This is a genomic window from Solwaraspora sp. WMMD937 (assembly GCF_029581175.1).
Classification (GTDB): domain Bacteria; phylum Actinomycetota; class Actinomycetes; order Mycobacteriales; family Micromonosporaceae; genus Micromonospora_E.
The window spans coordinates 2,190,401-2,209,605 of the sequence record NZ_CP120738.1; the positions used below are offsets into that span (position 1 = coordinate 2,190,401).

The 19,205-nt window shown below is 73.3% G+C and carries 20 protein-coding genes and 1 tRNA gene; 17 read left to right on the plus strand and 4 right to left on the minus strand.

Annotated features, from left to right (window positions below):
* Nucleotides 1-38 precede the first annotated feature (38 nt).
* The 12 genes from O7621_RS09450 to O7621_RS09505 all read left to right on the plus strand — a co-directional run bounded on the left by O7621_RS09450 (nt 39) and on the right by O7621_RS09505 (nt 10,418).
* Complete coding sequence (locus tag O7621_RS09450) at nt 39-725, plus strand: septum formation initiator family protein (RefSeq protein WP_282234521.1); 687 nt, start codon at nt 39-41, stop codon at nt 723-725.
* Entirely contained in the window at nt 722-1,252 is a 531-nt protein-coding gene (locus O7621_RS09455; protein ID WP_282233623.1) for a DUF501 domain-containing protein, read from the plus strand. Before O7621_RS09450 ends, O7621_RS09455 begins: the two co-directional genes overlap by 4 nt.
* Nucleotides 1,253-1,261: 9 nt before the next feature.
* A complete protein-coding gene (locus O7621_RS09460) occupies nt 1,262-1,789 on the plus strand; it encodes an amino-acid N-acetyltransferase (protein WP_282233624.1) in 528 nt (175 codons plus the stop codon).
* Between the two features lie 86 nt (nt 1,790-1,875).
* Nucleotides 1,876-2,862 carry a Ppx/GppA phosphatase family protein gene (locus O7621_RS09465; protein WP_282234522.1) on the plus strand — a complete coding sequence of 329 codons (987 nt, stop codon included), beginning with the start codon at nt 1,876-1,878 and terminating at the stop codon, nt 2,860-2,862.
* Between the two features lie 141 nt (nt 2,863-3,003).
* Complete coding sequence (locus tag O7621_RS09470) at nt 3,004-3,711, plus strand: dienelactone hydrolase family protein (RefSeq protein ID WP_278173881.1); 708 nt, start codon at nt 3,004-3,006, stop codon at nt 3,709-3,711.
* 92 nt (nt 3,712-3,803) lie between these two features.
* Complete coding sequence (locus O7621_RS09475; protein WP_282234523.1) at nt 3,804-4,538, plus strand: uracil-DNA glycosylase; 735 nt, start codon at nt 3,804-3,806, stop codon at nt 4,536-4,538.
* A gap of 47 nt (nt 4,539-4,585) precedes the next feature.
* Entirely contained in the window at nt 4,586-5,335 is a 750-nt protein-coding gene (locus O7621_RS09480) for a DUF4129 domain-containing protein (RefSeq protein ID WP_282233625.1), read from the plus strand.
* Entirely contained in the window at nt 5,328-5,912 is a 585-nt protein-coding gene (locus O7621_RS09485; RefSeq protein ID WP_282233626.1) for a hypothetical protein, read from the plus strand. The genes O7621_RS09480 and O7621_RS09485 overlap by 8 nt, the downstream gene beginning before the upstream one ends.
* Nucleotides 5,909-6,946 carry a MoxR family ATPase gene (locus tag O7621_RS09490; RefSeq protein WP_123606009.1) on the plus strand — a complete coding sequence of 346 codons (1,038 nt, stop codon included), beginning with the start codon at nt 5,909-5,911 and terminating at the stop codon, nt 6,944-6,946. The genes O7621_RS09485 and O7621_RS09490 overlap by 4 nt, the downstream gene beginning before the upstream one ends.
* Nucleotides 6,947-6,962: 16 nt before the next feature.
* Nucleotides 6,963-8,378: a DUF58 domain-containing protein gene (locus O7621_RS09495; protein ID WP_282233627.1), complete on the plus strand. Its 1,416-nt coding sequence runs from the start codon at nt 6,963-6,965 to the stop codon at nt 8,376-8,378.
* Nucleotides 8,375-8,938, plus strand: a complete 564-nt coding sequence (locus O7621_RS09500; protein ID WP_282233628.1) for a hypothetical protein — start codon at nt 8,375-8,377, stop codon at nt 8,936-8,938. Before O7621_RS09495 ends, O7621_RS09500 begins: the two co-directional genes overlap by 4 nt.
* 130 nt (nt 8,939-9,068) lie before the next feature.
* Nucleotides 9,069-10,418 carry an NAD(P)/FAD-dependent oxidoreductase gene (locus O7621_RS09505; protein ID WP_278173887.1) on the plus strand — a complete coding sequence of 450 codons (1,350 nt, stop codon included), beginning with the start codon at nt 9,069-9,071 and terminating at the stop codon, nt 10,416-10,418.
* Here the strand turns inward: O7621_RS09505 and O7621_RS09510 are convergent.
* The gene (locus tag O7621_RS09510; protein ID WP_282233629.1) at nt 10,411-12,276 is read right to left on the minus strand and encodes a hypothetical protein; all 1,866 of its coding nucleotides are present in this window, start codon (nt 12,274-12,276) and stop codon (nt 10,411-10,413) included. The two genes, O7621_RS09505 and O7621_RS09510, sit on opposite strands and share 8 nt — an antisense overlap.
* Before the next feature lie 138 nt (nt 12,277-12,414).
* On the opposite strand from O7621_RS09510, the gene O7621_RS09515 reads away from it, so the two are divergent.
* The 3 genes from O7621_RS09515 to O7621_RS09525 all read left to right on the plus strand — a co-directional run bounded on the left by O7621_RS09515 (nt 12,415) and on the right by O7621_RS09525 (nt 13,847).
* Nucleotides 12,415-12,495 (plus strand) — tRNA-Leu (locus O7621_RS09515).
* Nucleotides 12,496-12,638: 143 nt separating this feature from the next.
* Nucleotides 12,639-13,460, plus strand: coding sequence for a Bax inhibitor-1/YccA family protein (locus O7621_RS09520; RefSeq protein ID WP_278173889.1), 822 nt, complete (start codon nt 12,639-12,641; stop codon nt 13,458-13,460).
* A gap of 69 nt (nt 13,461-13,529) precedes the next feature.
* Complete coding sequence (locus O7621_RS09525; protein WP_282233630.1) at nt 13,530-13,847, plus strand: hypothetical protein; 318 nt, start codon at nt 13,530-13,532, stop codon at nt 13,845-13,847.
* Nucleotides 13,848-13,914: 67 nt separating this feature from the next.
* Here O7621_RS09525 and O7621_RS09530 read toward each other — a convergent pair whose 3' ends face one another.
* Both O7621_RS09530 and O7621_RS09535 read right to left on the minus strand, forming a co-directional pair.
* Nucleotides 13,915-14,694 (minus strand): SGNH/GDSL hydrolase family protein, encoded by a 780-nt coding sequence (locus tag O7621_RS09530; protein ID WP_282234524.1) that lies wholly within the window; start codon nt 14,692-14,694, stop codon nt 13,915-13,917.
* A 68-nt stretch (nt 14,695-14,762) separates the two neighbouring features.
* Complete coding sequence (locus O7621_RS09535) at nt 14,763-15,842, minus strand: SGNH/GDSL hydrolase family protein (protein WP_282233631.1); 1,080 nt, start codon at nt 15,840-15,842, stop codon at nt 14,763-14,765.
* A 286-nt stretch (nt 15,843-16,128) separates the two neighbouring features.
* On the opposite strand from O7621_RS09535, the gene O7621_RS09540 reads away from it, so the two are divergent.
* Together O7621_RS09540 and O7621_RS09545 are read left to right on the plus strand one after the other, a co-directional pair.
* On the plus strand, nt 16,129-16,485 hold the full coding sequence (locus tag O7621_RS09540; RefSeq protein ID WP_282234525.1) for a YkvA family protein: 357 nt from the start codon (nt 16,129-16,131) through the stop codon (nt 16,483-16,485).
* Nucleotides 16,486-16,605: 120 nt separating this feature from the next.
* Nucleotides 16,606-17,982 (plus strand): cystathionine beta-synthase, encoded by a 1,377-nt coding sequence (locus tag O7621_RS09545; protein ID WP_282233632.1) that lies wholly within the window; start codon nt 16,606-16,608, stop codon nt 17,980-17,982.
* Nucleotides 17,983-18,325: 343 nt separating this feature from the next.
* Here O7621_RS09545 and O7621_RS09550 read toward each other — a convergent pair whose 3' ends face one another.
* Nucleotides 18,326-18,880, minus strand: coding sequence for a GNAT family N-acetyltransferase (locus O7621_RS09550; protein WP_282233633.1), 555 nt, complete (start codon nt 18,878-18,880; stop codon nt 18,326-18,328).
* Nucleotides 18,881-19,205: the final 325 nt, after the last annotated feature.

Genomic DNA, 19,205 nt, shown 5'->3' on the forward strand with positions numbered 1-19,205 from the left:
CCCGTACAGCCAACCGCCCGGGGAGGGGTGTGACGACGGTGCCGCAACGGCGCACACCGAGTGGTCAGGGCCCGGCCCGCCGGCCGGGACAGCCCGGCCGGTCCGGCTCGCGCGGGCCACTGCGGCTCGCCGGCCGCGACACTGGTTCCGACAGCGGCTCGCGGGCCGACCAGCGCGGCAGAGCGACCCGGTCGGCGGGTGCCGACCGGGTCGCTGCGCCCCGCTCCGCTGCGGGCCGCTCCGGTGACCCGGGTCGCCCGGCCAGCCGGCCGGCTCCCGGCCGCCGGGTGCCCGGCGGCCCGGTCAAGCGGACCACCGCGCCGCAGCCCAACCGGTTCACCGGCCGGGCGACCGTGCTGCTGGTGGTGCTGGTCGCCCTGGCGCTGGCGTACACCTATCCGGTGCGGGTCTACCTGGCCCAGCAGTCCGACATCGCCCGCATCGAGCAGGCCCAGCAGGCCCAGCGCGAGCGGATCGCCGAGCTCAACGCGCAGGCCGAGCGCTGGCAGGACCCGGACTTCATCCGGATCGAAGCGAAGCGCCGGTTCTACATGGTCTATCCGGGCGAGGTTCCGCTGCTGGTGCTGCACGATCCGGACGGCGCCGCCCGCGACTCGGGCGAGCCGGTCGAGCCGGCCGGCGAACGAGACGGCCCGGCGGGCCCGTGGTACGACACGCTCTGGTCGAGCGTGCAGGCCGCCGACGCGGAGGGCATTTCTCGGTGAGTGAACCGGTGAACGAATCGGTGAGTGAAGCAGCCGACGAACGCGATCTCGCGGCGGTCGCCGCGCAGCTCGGCCGGCCGCCGCGCGGCACCCGGACGGTCGCCCACCGTTGTCCGTGCCAACTGCCCGACGTGGTCGAGACGGTGCCCCGGCTCGCCGACGGCACGCCGTTCCCGACCCTGTTCTATCTCACCTGCCCCCGGGCGACATCGGCCTGCAGCCGGCTCGAATCGGCCGGACTGATGCGTGAGTACGCCGCCGAGCTGGCCGAGGATCCCGAGTTCGCCGCCGACTACCGGGCGGCGCACGAGGACTACCTCGCCCGGCGGGAGGCGATCGGCCATGTCCCGGAGATCGCCGGAGTGTCGGCCGGCGGCATGCCGGGCCGGGTCAAGTGCCTGCACGTCCACCTGGGTCACGCGCTCGCCGTCGGCCCCGGCGTCAACCCGATCGGCGACCGGGTGCGGAAGCTGATCGGCCCCTGGTGGGCCGGTGGCCCCTGCGTACCGCCTCGGGAGTCGGACTAGGTGACCGGCGTGACGGAACCCGGATCCGACGTCGGCCTGGTCGTCCGGCGGGCCCGGACCCGCGACGTACGGGGCATCCGCCGGCTGATCGACCTGTACAGCCCGGACCGTCGACTGCTCAGCAAGGCCACGGTCACGCTGTTCGAGGACGTCCAGGAGTTCTGGGTCGCCGAGCGGTCGGCGGACGGGGCAATCGTCGGCTGCGGCGCGCTGCACGTGATGTGGGAGGACCTGGCGGAGATCCGTACCGTCGCGGTCGACCCGCAGTGCCGGGGCCGGCGGATCGGGCACCGGATCGTGACGGAGCTGCTCGCCGTCGCGCGTCAGCTGGGTGTGGCCCGGGTGTTCGTGCTCACCTTCGAGACCAGGTTCTTCGCTAGCTTCGGGTTCGTCGAGATCGACGGGGCCCCGGTGCCGGCCCAGGTGTACGAGCAGCTGCTGCGTTCGTACGATGAGGGCGTCGCCGAGTTCCTCGGGTTGGAGCGGGTCAAGCCGAACACGCTTGGCAACACCCGGATGCTGCTGCACCTGCGCTGACGTGCGACGCACCCGGGCCCGACGGTGTCGGCCGCCGGCCCGGCAGCGGCTGCGCACCCGGTACGGTGTCCGGTGTGGCGACACGGGTGGCGGGCATCGACTGTGGCACCAACGCGGTCCGGTTGCTGATCGCGGACCTGCCGGACCTGCGGCAGCCAGCAGAATCCGGGACCGGCTCGGCCCCGGAAGCCGGCTCGCCGGCTGGGTCGGTCGCCGCGCCGCTGACCGACGTGGTCCGCCGGATGGAGATCGTCCGGCTCGGGGAAGGCGTCGACCGGACCCGCCGGCTCGCCCCGGCGGCCATCGAACGGACCCGACAGGCTCTCACCGGGTACGCCGCCGAGCTGGCCGAGCACGGTGTCGAGCGGGTTCGGATGTGCGCCACCTCGGCCAGCCGCGACGCCGGCAACGCCGACGAGTTCGTGGCGATGGTGCAGGCCACCCTCGGAGTGACCCCGGAGGTGGTGACCGGCGCCGAGGAGGCCCGGCTCACCTTCGCCGGGGCGGTCGGTGGGCTGGCCGCCACCGCGCCGGCACCGTACCTGGTGGTGGACATCGGCGGCGGGTCGAGCGAGTTTGTCGTCGGCGCCGACACGGTGCACCGGGCGGTGTCGGTGGACGTCGGCTGCGTGCGGATGACCGAGCGGCACCTGCGTGCCGATCCGCCGACCGTCGCCCAGATCGCCGCCGCCGAAGGCGACATCGCGGCGGCGGTCGACCAGGCGTTGTCGGTGGTGCTGGGGCCGGACCGGTCCGGCCCGCCGCCGACGCTGGTCGGGCTCGCCGGGTCGGTGACCACGGTGGCCGGGATCGCGCTGCGGCTGGACAGCTACCGGGCGGACCGGCTGCACCACGCCCGGATCAGCTACGACCAGGTGGCCGAGGTGACCGCCGACCTGCTGGCCATGCCGGTCGGGCAGCGGCTGCGGATCCCGGTGATGCACCCGGGCCGGGCCGACGTGATCGCCGCCGGTGCCCTGGTGCTGCGGATCGTCATGGAACGCGCCGACGTGTCGTCGGTGGTGGCCAGTGAGCACGACATTCTGGACGGGATCTGCCTGAGCTTGCGGTGACCAGCAGACGTACTGCAGCTCACCAAGAGGCGTACGCCACCCTCCGCGCGCCTTCCCCGGCCCCACGGCGCGTGTCAGGCTACCCGGACACGTGCCCCACTGCGCGCCAGCCAACGATGACTGACCGACAGGAGGACCCCCATGGGCGAGATGGTGAGCTACCGCAGCAACGGCGGGACCAGCGAGGGATACCTGGCCCTGCCACCGGCACCTGGGGAGGGCGGCGCGGCGGGCGCCGCACCTGCGGTCATCGTGATCCAGGAATGGTGGGGGCTGGTGCCGCACATCACCGCGGTCGCCGACCGGCTGGCCGAGGCGGGGTTCGTGGCCCTCGCTCCCGATCTCTACCACGGTGTACAGGCGACCGAGCCGGACGACGCCCGCCGGCTGCTGATGGGCCTGGCGATGGACCAGGCGGCCAAGGACATCGCCGGCGCCGCCGAGTACCTGGCCGGCCGGGCCGAGTCGGCGGGCGACACCGTCGGTACGGTCGGCTTCTGCGCTGGCGGCAGCCTGGCGCTCTGGTCGGCCACGCTGACCGGGCGGATCGTCGCCACCGCCGGGTTCTATCCGGCGTTGCCGTGGGAGCGGATGCGTCCCGACTGGGCGGGTTACGCCGGCAAGTCGGCGATGATCCACTGCTCGGAGCAGGACGGCACCTCCGCCGCCGACGGGATCCAGCAGGCCAAGGGCTACATCGAGGCGGCCGGCGGCGGCTGCGTGGTCTACGACTACCCTGGCACCCGGCACGCGTTCTTCAATGACGACCGGCCGGAGTCGTATGACGACGACGCGTCGACGCGTGCCTGGGCGCGGACCTTGGAGATGTTCCGGACCCGACTCGGCTGACGCCCACGGCCGGCCGGTCGCGGTCTCGCGGTGCGTCGTCCGCTGGCCGACCGACGTCGGAAGGAGCCGTGGTGACCGGTACCGCAGCCGACGTGACCAGCGCGGCCGACGTGACCAGCGCGGCGGCGCGGGTGCCGGACCTGCCGGCACTGGACCACGCGATAGCCGGCTGCCGGGCCTGCCCGAACCTCGTCGCCTGGCGGGAAGAGGTCGCCGCGACGAAGCGCGCGGCGTTTCGTGACCAGACCTACTGGGGCCGTCCGGTGCCCGGCTTCGGGCCGCCGGACGCCCGGATCGCGATACTCGGGCTGGCACCGGCTGCGCACGGCGGCAACCGCACCGGCCGAATCTTCACCGGCGACCGCTCCGGCGACGTGCTCTTCGCCGCCCTGCACCGCGCCGGACTGGCCAACCAGCCGACCAGTGTCGCCGTCGACGACGGTCTGCGGCTGTCGGACACCCGGGTGGTGGCCGCCGTCCGCTGCGCCCCGCCGGCGAACCGCCCCACCCCGACCGAACGGGACACCTGTGCGCCCTGGCTGCACCGGGAGATCGCCCTGCTGAGGCCGACGCTGCGGGTGGTGGTCGCGCTCGGCGCATTCGCCTGGGCCGCGTGGTGGCCGGCGATGAGCCGGGTGTACGGGCGACGACCGCCCACACCCAGGCCGGTGTTCGGCCATGGGGCACACTGGTCGGGCGGCGGGGCGGTGCCCGACGTGCTGGGCTGCTACCACGTCAGCCAGCAGAACACGTTCACCGGACGGCTCACTCCTGCCATGCTCGACGAGGTGTTCACCGAGGTGAATCGCCTGGCGGGGCGGACTTGACCGGGCCGAGACGACCACTGGAGGACTCGAGGGGGCACCCGCCGGCAATGGAATCCGCGGCTATCCGCAGGCTGTGGCCACTCGCCGCCGTCGCCGTACTGCTCGCGCTGACCGCAGTCGCGGCGGCGAACTCCACCCTGCCGGTCGGCCGCACCGACGCCACCGTCGAACGGGACATCCCCGCGCTGCCGGACTACCAGCAGCCGCAGACGGCGCCGACCTACCAGCCACCGCCGGACGACTTCGCCGCCGCCGACCAGCAGCAGCTTCCGTCCTGGGTTCCGTTGCTCGCCGGGGCGCTGTGCGGCCTCGTCGTGCTGGTTGTCGCCGGACTGCTGCTGTGGACCCTGCTGCGTGACGTGGTGCGGCGCCGACCCCGGTCGAGCCCGGTCGGTATCCGCCGCCGGAGCACCGCAGGGCCCGGCCCGGCCGGCACGGCCGAAGTGGTCGCCGCCGTCGACGCCGGCCTGGTCGAGCTCTCCGCCGCCGACGCCGACCCGCGCCGGGCGGTGATCGCCTGCTGGGTACGGCTGGAGCAGGCCGCTGCCGCGGCCGGCACTCCGCGTCAGATCGGCGACACCCCGACCGACCTGGTCACCCGGCTGCTCGCCGGGCACGAGATCAGCGCCGAGGTGCTGTCGGCGTTCGCGGGCGTCTACCGCGAGGCCCGCTACGCCCGGCACGACGTCGACGAGCGGACCCGGGAGCAGGCGCGGTGGGCGCTGCGCCGGCTGCGTACCGAGCTGACCGCCGCAGTCGGCCCCGGCGAAGGCGAAGGCGGGCCGGCCGGTGAGTGACCCGCAGACCAGCATCGACGACCTGCTCTACCACGACGAGGAGGCGCCGCCCCGCGAGCGTCGCGCACCCGGTCGGGTCCGGTCCTGGCTGACAGCGCTGGCGCTGGCCGCCGCCGGCACCGCTGCTGTCCTGCTCGGGCTGCGGCTGTTCGGCCTGACGGTGCCGGTCGAGGCGGTCTTCGCTGGCTGCCTCGCGCTGGTGGTGCTGCGCCGCACCGTACGGTCGGTCGCCGCCCCGCCCCCGGTCAAGCTGCGCCGGGTCGGCTCCGACCCGGAGGACGGCAGCTACGTCTTCGGTGGCGAGGACGGCCTGCGGGAGGCGGTCGGCCGGTGGGAGCGCCGGCTGCGGGCCGGTCAGGGCGACGCGGGCCGGTTCACCGAGGTGACCCTGCCGGTGCTCGGCGAGCTGGTCGACGAGCGGCTACGGCACCGGTACGGGCTGACCCGGGCCACCGACCCGCAACGGGCCCGGGAGATCTGCGGGGACGAACTGTGGAACTTCCTGAACACCCCGGCCCGGCGTAAGCCGTCGGCAAAGGACTGCGCGGTGTTCGTCAGCCAATTGGAGAAAATATGAACGACGTGGTGGCAGCCCCGACCACCGAGGTCAGCCGGCTCGCGCACGCCGTACTGGACTCGGTCGGCACCGTGCTGGTCGGCAAGCGGGACGCGCTGGAGCTGGTCCTCGCCGGCATCCTCGCCGGTGGGCACGTGCTGCTGGAGGACCTGCCCGGGCTGGGTAAGACGTTGACCGCCCGGTCGTTCGCCCAGGCGTTGGGGCTGGACTTCCGTCGGCTGCAGTTCACCCCCGACCTGCTGCCGGCCGACGTCACCGGTTCGTTCCTCTACGACCAGCGCAGCGCCGACTTCACTTTTCGGGCCGGTCCACTGTTCACCAATCTGCTGCTCGCCGACGAGATCAACCGGACACCGCCGAAGACCCAGTCGGCGCTGCTGGAGGCGATGCAGGAGAAGCAGGTGTCGGTCGAGGGGGTCACCTACCGGCTGGAGGCGCCGTTCCACGTGCTGGCGACCGCCAACCCGATCGAGTACGAGGGGACCTACCCGCTGCCCGAGGCACAGCTGGACCGGTTCCTGCTACGGGTGTCGTTCGGCTACCCCACCCACGAGGAGGAGTGGGAGGTGCTGCGTCGGCGCATCTCCCGCCGCCAGGAGGAGACCGAACTGGCCGCCGTGGTCGACGCGGCCGGGCTGCGGGCCATGCAGGCGGCGCTGGAGAACGTGGTGGTCGAGGACTCCATCGGCCGGTACATCGTGGCCCTCACCGCGGCCACCCGGGAACACCCGTCGGTCCTGGTCGGAGCGTCGCCCCGGGGTTCGCTGGCGCTGCTGCTGCTGGCCCGGGCCAAGGCGGTGCTCGCCGGCCGGGACTTCGTCGTGCCGGAGGACGTCAAGGAGGTCGCCGCCCCCGTACTGGCACACCGGATCACCCTGCGGCCGGAGATGTGGCTGCGCCGGGTGGATCCGTCCTTCGTGGTCGGCGAGGTGCTGGCGCAGACCCCGGCTCCGGCCAGCGGCGCGCTGCCCAGCTACGGCGGCGGGTTCGGCCCACCGGGCAACGCGGCGGCCGGCCGCCGCGCGGCACCGTGACCGGCGGCGGCGTGTCATGACCGCCACGCGATGGCAGCCGACCCGGGCGCTGGGCCGGGCGGTGCTGATCACCGGGCTGCTGCTGATCACCGGGGTGATCCTCGGTCGGGTCGATCTGGTCGCCCTGGCCACCCCGTTCGCCCTGGGCACCGCGTACGCGCTGCGCCGCCGGCCGGCCGCCGCACCGGTGCTGGACCTCGGGGCGGTCGACGCCAACCTCGTCGAGGGCGGCCAGGTCGGTGCCCGGGCCGCCGCCGCCAACCCGGCCGACGCCGACTACGACCTGGTGGTGGTACGCGCGTTGGTGTCGCCGTGGCTGCGCATCGACGAGGTCGGGGTGCTGGCGCCGATCTCGATCGACCCGTCACCCGGCGGCGACCAGCTGCTGGTACTCGAACGGTTGGCGGCGGCGGCCCGACCCCGTCCCAGTGGTGGAGTGCCGGACCGCCCGTTCGGTCTGGCGGTGCCGACCGGCTCGGCGGCCGGTTTCGAACTGTCCGGGGTGGCGCTGCGCTGGGGCCGGCAGCCGGTCGGGCCGGTCGCCGCGCGGGCGATCGCCTGCGACGGGCTGCTGTCCTGCCGGCCGGTGGTCGCCGAACCGGTCCGGGTGCCGGTCTACCCGGTGATCGACCCGTTCCACGCCGACGAGGCGATGCCCCGCGCCGCCGGGCTGGTCGGCGGGCACCGCTCGCGTCGGCCGGGGGAGGGCGGTGAACTGGCCGGGGTGCGCATCTTCGGCCCCGGCGACCGGCTGCGCCGCATCGACTGGCGGGTGTCGCTGCGGGCCCGACAGCTGCACGTCGCCGCGACCCTGTCCGACCGCGACGCCGAGGTGGTGCTGCTGCTGGACGTCCTCACCGAGGTCGGTCGCTCCGGTGGGGTGTCCGGCGGTGCGTCGGTGCTGGACACCACGGTCCGGGCGGCGGCCGCGATCGCGGAACACTACCTGCACCGCGGTGACCGGGTGTCGATGCTGGAGTATGGGCCGACGGCCCGCCGGCTCCGCCCGGCCACCGGTCGCCGGCAGTACCTGACGGTCCTGGAGTGGCTGCTCGACGTCGAGGTGCGGCCCACCCCGTACGAACCGTACGACCAGGTCTTCGGCCCACAGCTGCTCTCCTCGGATGCGCTGGTCGTGGTGCTGACCCCCCTGGTGGACCCGCGTTCGGCGGAGATGCTGGCCCGGATGGCCCGTTCGGGGCGGATCGTCGTCGCGGTCGACACGCTGCCCACCACGGTGGCGCCGCCGCCCCGGCAGGGCCAGTGGACCGAGGTGGCGTACCGGCTGTGGCGGCTGGACCGGGAGAACACCGTCGGACAGTTGCGTGAACACGGCGTACCGGTGGTGACCTGGGCCGGGGCTGGAAGCCTCGACCAGGTGCTGCGGGACGTGGCCCGGCTGGCGTCGGCGCCGAAGGCGGTGCTGCGATGATCACCGCGATCCGGGACCGGGTGGCGGCGGTGCGCACCGGATTCACCCGGGTCACCCTCGCGCCGGTGCTGCTGCGGGGCGTGGTAGCGGTCACCGCGCTGCTCGCGTTCGGGCTCGCGTACCCGGCCGAAGTCTTCCTCGGCCGGGCCGGCCCGGCGCTGCTCGCCGTCGCGCTACTGCCGGCGTTGGCGCCGCGCGGGCACGCGCCGACGGTGACGATCCTGGTCGGGATCGGCGGCTGGGTGCTCGCCACCACCGGTTACGGGACCCCGGTGCAGCTGTGGCGGCTGTTGGCGGTCGGCGCGCTGCTGTACCTGACCCACAGTCTCGCCGCGCTGGCCGCCGCCGTGCCGTACGACGTGGTGCTGGCTCCCGAGGTCGTGGTGCGCTGGTCCACCCGGGTGGCGGCGGTGCTGCTCGCCTCGGCGGTGCTGGTGGTGCTGCTGATCACCGCCGCCGGCCGGACCGCCGGTCAGCCGTTCCTGCTCGCGGTGCTGGCCGGCTTGGTGGTGGCGGTCGGCGCGGTCGCCCTGCTCGCCACCCTGGGCCGGCGCCGCTGACGGGCCGGCGGAGGCGTGATCGGCCGGCGCCGCTGACCGGCCGGCGTGCGGCGGCTCACACAGGCGTGCTCGGTCACATATCTGGCTTTCGAGGCGGCGTCAAGAGGCAACCGGGAGGAAGATGGGGTACGTGAACAGGCAACGGATCCTTGTCGTCGGTGCCGGGCATGTCGGTCTCTACGCCGCCCTGCGCCTGTCCCGCAAGATGCGTCGGGGCGAGGTCGAGGTGATCGTGGTCGACCCGCAGCCGCACATGACCTACCAGCCGTTCCTGCCGGAGGCGTCGGCGGGCAACATCTCACCCCGGCACTCCGTCGTGCCGCTGCGCCGGGAGCTGCGCCGCTGCCACGTGATCGCCGGGGCGGTGACCAGGATCGAGCACGCCCGCAAGGTCGCCGAGGTGCAACCCATCGTCGGGCCGCCCCGGGAGATCAGCTACGACCATGTGATCGTCGCCCCCGGTTCGGTGTCCCGCACCCTGCCGATCCCCGGTCTGCGCGAGCACGGCATCGGGTTCAAGACCATCGGCGAGGCGATCTACCTGCGCAACCACGTCCTGGAACGGCTCGACGTGGCGGCGGCCACCGCCGACGAACAGGTCCGCCGGACCGCGTTGACGTTCGTCTTCGTCGGTGGCGGCTACGCCGGTATCGAGGCGCTGGCCGAGATGGAGGACATGGCCCGGGACGCGCTGCGCTACTATCCCGAGCTGAAGCCGACGGACATGCGCTGGGTGCTGGTCGAGGCTACCCAGCGGGTGCTGCCCGAGGTCGACCGGGACATGGGCGCCTACACGGTGCAGCAGCTGGTCAAGCGGGGGATGGACATCCGGTTGGACACCCGGCTGGAGTCCTGCGTCGACGGGCTGGTGCGGCTCTCCGACGGCGACAGCTTCCCGGCCGACACGATCGTCTGGACGGCCGGGGTGAAGCCGTCGCCGATGCTCGACGCCACCGATCTGCCCCGCGACGAGCGGCGGCGGATCAGCTGCCGGCCGACGCTGCAGGTCGTCGACGGCGACCGGACGGTCGACGGCGCGTGGAGCGCCGGTGACTGCGCCGCGGTGCCGGACCTGACCGGCCCGCCCGGGGCGTACTGCTCGCCGAGCGCCCAGCACGCGGTGCGCCAGGCACGGACGATGGCCGACAACATCCTGGCGGTGGTCCGCGGTCAGCAGCCGGTCGAGTACCGGCACAAGCACGCCGGCAGCGTGGCCAGCCTCGGCCTGCACAAGGGCGTCGCCCAGGTGTACGGGATCAAGATGACCGGGCTGCCGGCCTGGTTCATGCACCGTACGTACCACATGAGCCGGATCCCGTCGCTGAACCGCAAGGTGCGGGTGATCGTCGACTGGACGCTCGCGCTGGTGCTCAAGCGTGAGGTGGTGGCGCTCGGGCAGCTGCACGACCCGCGCGAGGAGTTCCTCGGGGCGACCCCGCAGCTCGACCAGCCAGGTGCCGCGCCGGCCCGGGTCAGCTGACCGGCCAGGTCCAGGCGTCGGCCACCCGCTGGCCCGGCCCGAGCAGGTCCTCGGTGGTCTGCCGCAGCTCGGCGGCGTGCGTGGTGTCGTCCACCAGCACCACGCAGTCGGCACCCCAACGGGTCAGGTCACGACGGGCCCGGGCGCGTTCCTCGTCGGTGATCTCCGGCACGTCGCCGGTCCGGGCCACCTCGGCGAGGATCTTCGACGTCGGCAGCTTGAACGTGCCCATCGAGGCGTCGCCACCCGGGGCGTACGGGCCGATGAAGAACCCTTCCGGCATGCCGAAGTCGACCGTGGTCGCGGTGGCCCAGGCCATCGGCCACGGCTGCGGCGGGGTGGCGGGCGGCACCGGCACCAGCACGCCGCCGGACGGTACGCAGCTCCGCCAGTGGCCGCCGACGATGAACTCCGGCAGCGGGTCACGGTCCATCGCCGGCAGCGGGGCCGGCACGACCGGGAGCAGCGCCACCGCGACGACGGCCGGGACGGCCAGCCGGGCCGGTCGCCAGCCGAGCCGCAACGCCCGGTCGACGGCGAGGGTCAGGATGACGGCGATCAACGGGATCACCGCGAGGGCGAACCGCATCGGCAGCGCGCCGTCCACCACCGGCATCCCGTCGAGCAGGGCGTACGGCCCCGGGACGTCGGACTTGGCGCCGTCGACGACGATCCGTGGGCCGAGCGAGAGCCCTGCCATCAGCAGCGTCCCGGCAGCGCAGGCGACGACCACCGGCCGCCGGATCAACCAGGCGGTGGCGGCGGCCGTGACCAGCACCAGCGGCCAGCCGAGGAAGGTGTTGTACTCGGCCGGTCCGGTGGTCAGCTCGGCGGCGGCCGGCGAACCGGCCACCGACAGCTCGGACACCGCCGGCCAGCTGGCCAGATCGGCCGAGAAGTACGCCGGGTCGAACACGCCGTCGGAGACGCCCTGCGGCCCGGCGAACTGGAACCACAGCGGATACCCGAGCAGCACCACGCCGACGGCCACGGCGACCAGCATCCCGGCGACGAAGTTCGGCAGGATCCGCCACGCGTACCGGGGTCTGGTCGCGGCGAACGCCGCCGCCATGATGATCAGCGTGACCGCGGTGAGGAAGAGTACCTCCTCGCCGACGAACACCTGGACCGCGACGACCACCCCGAGCCAGCCGCCGGAGGTGACGATGCGGCGGCGGTCGGGCCGGCCGGCCGGCCCGAGGATCCGCCCGTCGGGTGTCGAGCCGGTCGGATCGGCGGCCCGCATGATCCGGATGAGCAGCCACATCATGACCGGGATCAACCACAGCGCGGTCATGTGCAGGTGGCTGTTGCTCTGCGAGACCATCCCGGGGGCGAACCCGCAGAACGCGCCGCCGGTCGCGGCGGCCAGCCGGTGCGCGCCGAGGGGCCGGGAGAACAGGAAGTAGAACGCGATCGCGCTGGCGGTCAGGTTGCCGGCTACCAGCAGCGCGAAGCTCACCGGGGCGCCGAAGAGAACGGTGACCGGGGCCATCAGGAAGCCGAGCGCGATGACCGTCGTGTTGGCCATCAGATTCACCCCGTCGGGGGCGTTCAACCGGTCACTGAGCAGGCCGAAGTCGCCGAACAGCAGCCGCGCGTCGCTGGCCAGGAACCACTCGTACAGGGTCTGGTCCTCAGGGTTGAAGGCCAGCAGGTGGGCACCGGGTGCGGGCCAGAGCCGGTGGGTCAGCACGCCGGCGAACAGGACGAAGAACAGGCACACCACGGCGTCCGCCCGGTGTCCGCGAGCCGCTGCGGCGATCCGGGACCACCGGGAGCCAGCCGTCGAGGGTGGTCCGCCGGGCCGGGGCGGAACGGGGCCGGTGTCCTGCGCTGCGGTTGCTGAGCGGCTCACGGTTCGCACCCTAGTGCTGCGGGCCGGCCGGGCTGCGTCCGGCTGGGCACGACCCGCTACCGTGACATCTGCCGCCGCGTACCGACGCGTGGCGTGTCGGCGATCGGTCCGACCGGGCGCAGCCCGGCCGACCCGCCGGCCCGGGTGGTGGAATGGCAGACACGGCTGCCTTAAAAGCGGCTGCTGAAAAGCGTGCGGGTTCGATTCCCGCCCCGGGTACCTCGGTGTCCCCTGGCGCCGTTCGAGGCCCAGTGCCACCGGCCGGAGCCGGCCCGTGACCGGCGGTCCTGCACAGTTTCGATCGAGCCGTCTACCCTTGACCTCACACCATCGTGTGACAACCCCCTGAGGGAGGCTGGACAGTGAAGACATCCAACCCGGTCCTGGCCCGGCTCGGCCAGGCGGCCGAGCGGGAGCGGGCCACCGGGTACGCCCCTGCCGGTCCCTACGGGCAGCCCGGCACCGGGCAGCCATATCCGACGCAGGCCGGTTACCCGGCCGCGCCACCGACCGTCGCGCCGATGACGGTCGACGACGTCGTCGTCAAGACCGTCACCCTGCTCGGCATCACCGGACTGTCGGCGGCGGCGGCCTGGATCCTGGTCCCCGACTCGCTGCTGTTCGGCGCCTGGATCGGCGCCGCGATCGTCGGTCTGGTGCTGGGGCTGGTCATCTCGTTCTCCCGGGTCGCGAACCCGGCGCTGGTGGTCACCTACGCCGTCGTCGAGGGTGTCTTCGTCGGCCTGGTCAGCAAGTTCTTCGAGGTGGTCGCCGGCTACCAGGGCATCGTCCTGCAGGCGGTGGTAGCCACCTTCGGCGTCTTCTTCCTGATGGCCGCCCTCTACAAGATGAAGGTCATCCGGGCCACCCCGAAGTTCACCCGTGGCCTGATCGCCGCGATGGTCGGTGTCTTCGCGGTCATGATGATCAACCTGGTGTTGTCGCTCTTCGGCGTCGACACCGGGCTGCGTAGCGGCGGTCCGGTCGCCATCATCTTCAGCCTCATCTGCATCGTGGTCGCCTCGCTGAGCTTCGTGTTGAGCTTCCACGAGGTCGAGGAGGGCGTCCGGCTCGGCCTGCCGCAGCGCTACTCCTGGACCGCGGCGTTCGGCATTCTGGTCAGCCTGATCTGGCTCTACATCGAGATCCTGCGCCTGCTCAGCTTCTTGCAGGGCGACGACTGACCGTCCGTCCGCGCCGCGCCGCACTGTCGGCGCGGCGCGGTGCGTCGTCGCCGGCACTAGACTGCGGCGGTGGCCGCAGCGCACCTGACCCGCCTGGTCGACCTCCTGGTCCGGCAGGTGGCCCACTGGGAACAGCCCCGATGGGCGGCGGGTGACGGCCACCGAGCGGACGAGTTCCACCACCTGGTGCAGTACCTTGCCGACTTGGGCGCGGCTGCCGAAGGGCGGCCGGGCCGGCAGGTACCCCGGCTGAGCCGGGACACCGCGCTGCCCGACCAGTTGCGGGTGGTCGCCGCCGACCTGATCCGGGCGGCACCTGACCTCGCGGTGCTCGAATCGGCTGCGGTTGCGGCGCAGCGGCTGCGCGGCCGGCTCGAAACGCTCTGACCCGCCACCGGCGCCACCGGCGACCGCCGCCTGACCCAGGCCGGTGCAGTCAGCGGTACGCGATGGGTCAGCGGTGCGGGGCGGTGTTCGCCGCCGCGAGTACCGCCGGTAGCAGCGCGTGCGCCCAGATCCGGTACCCGTCGGCCGACGGGTGGTAGCCGTCATGGCAGTAGGTGTTGGGGTCGGCACGGAACACCGCCCCGGTCTCGCCGGCCAGGTCGACCACCCTGGCGCCGGCGTCCCGGCCGGCGCGGGCCTGGGCCCGGGCGGTCCGCCGCCCGAGCAGCCCGGCGAGCTGACGCAGCGGCGGCGCGATGGCCGGGGCGGCGCCGAGATCCGGGCAGGTGCCGACCACCACCTCCGTCCCGGCGCCGCGTAGCCGGCGTACCGCTGCGGCGAGATGAACCGCCGACTCGCCGGGCCGACGCAACGCGGCCGCGTCGTTGGTGCCGATCAGAACGACCGCGACGTCCGGTCGTTCGCCCAGCAGCGCCCGGGCGACCTGGGTGGCCAGGTCCCGTGAGCGGGAGCCGGCCACACCGACGCTGGACAGCAGGACCCGACGCCCGGTGACCGCCAAACCGCCCTCGTGCTCGGCGAGCAGCCGGGCCAACTGGCCACCGACCGTGTCGGCCACCCGGTCCACCCCCACTCCGAGGGTCACCGAGTCGCCGAGCAGCACCAGCCGCAGCGGCGCGCCACCGGCCGGACCGAGCGCCACCCGTACGGCCAGGCCCAGCTCCGGCTGGGCGTACCGGCGGTGACGGGCCAGCACCGCCTCCCCGACCAGCAGCGCGGCGCTGCCCACCGCACCGGCGACGACCGCGGCGGCGGTGACCTGGCCCATCCGTACAGCGATGTTTCTCGACGTCACGGCGGTCACCTTCCGTCGGTACGGTTGCGGTCGCGCACGGCTCAGTCCTGCGGTCCGGCGGTGGACAGGCCCACCCGCTGATCGGAGGATACGGCCGACTTGCGGTGGTCGCCGTCCCGATCGCCGCCCGGCGGACCGAACAACCAGTTGAGCGCGGCGGTCTGCCAGGATCGGCCGGCGAACCTCGGCCGACGGCGCAGCCGGGCCCAGCGGCCGGCCGGACCGCGTTCCCGGCCGGCCACCCGGGTGCCGCGGACCTCGGTGCCGGCGTGGCGGACGGCCTCGTGGGCGGCCTTGGGTAGCGTCCGCACCTTCTCCCGGCCGGCGACGCCACCACGCGACGCGGTGCTGGCACCGAGCGCGCCGAGCGCCGCCGGCAGCAGGACGGCAGCGGCCATGGCGTACCCCTCGGCCGAGGGGTGGAACCGGTCCCAGGAGTAGAGCCGGCCCGGTTCGGCGGCGAACCGTGGACCGAGTAGGTCGCCGAGGGAAACCGTCCAGCCGCCGGCTTCGACCACCGCGACGGTCTGCGCCGCGGCGAGTTGTCGGCTCCACCGACGGGCCAGCCAGCGCAGTGGCGGTTTGATCGGCTTGATCGCGCCCAGATCCGGGCAGGTGCCGACGACCACCTCGGCCCCGGCCGCGCGCAGTTGCCGTACCGCGTCGACGAGGTGCCCGACCGCGACCTCCGGCGGGGTGCGGTGGGTGACGTCGTTGCCGCCGATCAGGATGACCGCGAGGTCCGGTCGCAGCTCCAGCGCCGCCTCTACCTGCGGGACCAGGCCGACCGACCGGGCACCTACCACCGCCAGCCGGTGTAGCCGGACCGGTCGCCGCTGCCGGCGGGAGATGCCGGTGGCCAGCAGCGCGCCAGGGGTCTCCCGGGGGCGGTGCACGCCGTAGCCGGCGGCCGACGAGTCGCCGAGCACCACCACGGTCAGCGGCGGCCCGGGCAGCCGGGAACCGTACACCCCGTCGCCGCGTGGCGGCGGTGCCTCGGCCAGCGGGATGATCCGCCGGGCCTGCTTGGCCTGCCCGTAGAGGGTGCCGGCGGTGGCCACCGCGGCCGCTGCGGCGGCACCGGCTCCGAACGCCGCCAGCCGGACGGCCCGCGTAGCCACGGTCCAGTCGGTCGGACTTGTCCCCGCGCCACCCGTGCCCATCGCGCCCCCCGACTGCGATTCGCTGCTGCCGTCGTGCTAGGTCCTTCGAGATTATCTCGGCCCGCGGTGCCGGGCTCAGCCCGATTCTGGCCAGGTCCACCGGCCTGGGGACGCGTGTCCGGCGACAGTTGCCGATCCCGGGCATCATGGAGGGCAGGGCACCACGGGTCGACGACCGGGGTACGGTCGGCGGCCAATGGGCACACACAGATCCGGCAGGCCCGGTGACGAGGAGGTGGCCGCGATGGCCAGGACACTCAAGCGGGCGGCGGCGTTCGCGGCGCTGGGGCGGGCACTGACCGCAGGCGCCCGCGGCGGTCCCTCACTGGGGCGGCGGTTGGCGGCGCTGCCCCGGATGATCCGGGCCACGCTGCGCGGCGACTACGACGGCGGCCTGCGGCTGGCGTTGATGACCGCGGCCGTGGCCTACGTCGCGTCCCCGTTCGACCTGGTGCCGGAGGCGATGCTGCTGATGCTCGGCATCGTCGACGACGCGCTCGTGGTGACCTGGCTCGCTGGCAGCGTGCTCGCCGAGACCGAACGCTTCCTGGACTGGGAGGCCCGGCGCGAGTCGGTGGTGCCCGGTCAGGTGGTCGGCTGACCGGCCGTGCACCAGTAGGCTGATCCCGACATACTCCACCGCCGGCAGCGGGCTGTTGTCGGCTGACGACCTCAACCCGACGATGGCGCCTCGCCGGCGTCAGCAGAAGGGCACAACGAGGTGCGTTACCACGACAGCGTTGTCGATCTCATCGGCGACACCCCGCTGGTGCGGCTGCGCAACGTCACCGCGGGGATCTCCGCGACGGTGCTGGCCAAGGTCGAGTACTTCAACCCGGGCGGCTCGGTGAAGGACCGGATCGCGCTACGGATGGTCGAGGCCGCCGAACAGGCCGGGCTGCTCCGTCCCGGTGGCACGATCGTCGAGCCGACCAGTGGAAACACCGGCGTCGGTCTGGCGCTGGTCGCGCAGCTGCGCGGTTACTCGTGTGTCTTCGTCTGCCCTGACAAGGTCAGCGAGGACAAGCAGAACGTGCTCCGGGCGTACGGTGCCGAGGTGGTCGTCTGCCCGACGGCGGTCGCGCCGGAGGACCCCCGCTCGTACTACCAGGTGTCCGACCGACTGGCGGCGGAGATCCCCGGCGCGTGGAAGCCGGACCAGTACGCGAACCCGGCGAATCCGCAGTCGCACTACGAAGGCACCGGGCCGGAGTTGTGGACACAGACTGTGGGGCGGATCACTTATTTCGTCGCCGGGGTGGGCACCGGAGGGACGATCTCCGGGGTGGGCCGCTACCTGAAGGAGGTGTCCGGCGGCGCGGTGCGGGTGGTCGGCGCAGACCCGGAAGGCTCGGTCTACTCCGGCGGATCGGGGCGCCCGTACCTGGTCGAAGGGGTGGGGGAGGACTTCTGGCCGCAGACCTACGACCGGTCGGTCTGTGACGAGATCGTGGAGGTCTCCGACCAGGAGTCGTTCGAGCTGACCCGCCGGCTGGCCCGGGAGGAAGGGTTGCTGGTCGGTGGCTCGTGCGGGATGGCCGTCGCGGCGGCGCTGCGGGTGGCCCGCCGGGCCCGGCCGGACGACGTGGTGGTGGTGCTGCTGCCGGACGGCGGACGTGGCTACCTGTCGAAGATCTTCAACGACGAGTGGATGGCCAGGTACGGGTTCCTGGGGGTCGAGGCGGCCGAGCCAACGGTCGGCGACGTGCTGGCGGCGAAGCCGGGCGGCCTGCCGGAGCTGGTGCACGTGCATCCGACCGAAACGATCCGCGACGCGGTCGACTACATGCGCGAGTACGGCATCTCGCAACTGCCGGTGCTCAAAGCGGAGCCGCCGGTGGTGACCGGTGAGGTGGCCGGGTCGATCGCCGAACGGGATCTGCTGGACGCGCTGTTCAGCGGCAAGGCGCAGCTGCACGACACGATCGAGGGGCACATGGCACAGCCGCTGCCCATGGTGGGCGGTGGCCAGCCGGTACGCGAGGCGGTGGCGCTGTTGGCCGGCACCGACGCCGCCCTGGTGCTGGTCGACGGCAAGCCACGTGGGGTGATCACCCGTCAGGACCTGCTGGCACATCTGGGAAAGTCCGGCCGATAGTCGCACAGTGTGTCCGGTTGATCGCTGGTAGCTGGGGTTGACTAGGGCCATGGAAGCGCTGCCCCGGCACGGCTCGCCACCGGGGCAGGCGACCATGGTGCTTCACCACTGCGGTGACCCTGGGCGCCCGCCAGCATCCCGGGGTCCCGCACCGTTGCCCGCCCACGCCGATCAACCGGCACGCCTCCGCCGGTTGAGCGCCTTCGGCCAGGCGTTTTCCCCCGGTTAGGGCGGGCAGTGCCGGGCGAGAGTGCGGGGCTGGACGGAACCCCCGCAGCAGCGGTCCCGTACTCTCGCCCGGCCGTCAGCCCGGTGCGCGGCGCTGCTGGCAGCCCGGTGGCGCTCAGCCCTGTGCTGCGGCCGGTGCCGCCGGCTCAGCTGCGGCGACCGTGAGGTCGCGCGCGTAGCGCAGCTGCGGAGTCGGCACCGGCCCGAGCCAGCCGTTCCGGCCAACCCCGTCCGGGCGCCAGCCCCCCGCTTCGTAGAAGTCTCGGGCCCGGTGGTTGGCCGCGTACACCCAGAGCACCGCCCGACGGCACCGGCGCTCGCGCATCGTGTCGAGCGCGTCGCGGATCAACACCCGGCCGACGCCGCGGCCCTGGTGCCCGGGATCGACGTGGATTGCGTACAGTTCACCGGTGGCCGGCTCGCCGTCCTCGTGCGGGCCGACGTAGGTGAACCCGATCAGCAGCCCCTGGTGTTCGGCGACGGTCAGGCGGTGCGTGTCACGTTCGTAGCTCCACCGCTCGACCCACCACCGCGCCGTGACGTCGGCGCCGTAGGTCTCCAGCGCGGCGTCCGGCACGATGCCCTGGTACGCACTGAGCCGGGACCGGTGGTGCAGATGACCGACCGGGGCGATGTCGTCGAGGATGGCCGTGCGCAGGGTGACCGCCACCCGGCCGAGCCTACCGGCATGAAACGACCCCCGGGGCTTCCGCGTCTTCGACGCGGGCCGGCTGGACTGGGCCGGCACCCCCGGGGGTCGGGTGGCTGTCGTGGATTCGCCGCACCGCTGCCACACGGTCTCGACGATCGGAGCTGTCAAGGACAGCGGCTAGCGGGCAGCCACCTCACGAGTCCTATAGCTATACAACGCTGGACCACCTCCTTTCCCGTGTACGGCCACGCTAGCCGGCCGCTACGGCCGCCGGCAACGATTTTTCCGCCGACCGGGGCGGCGACGTGGACCGCTTGGCCGGGGCGGCGACGTGGACCGCTTG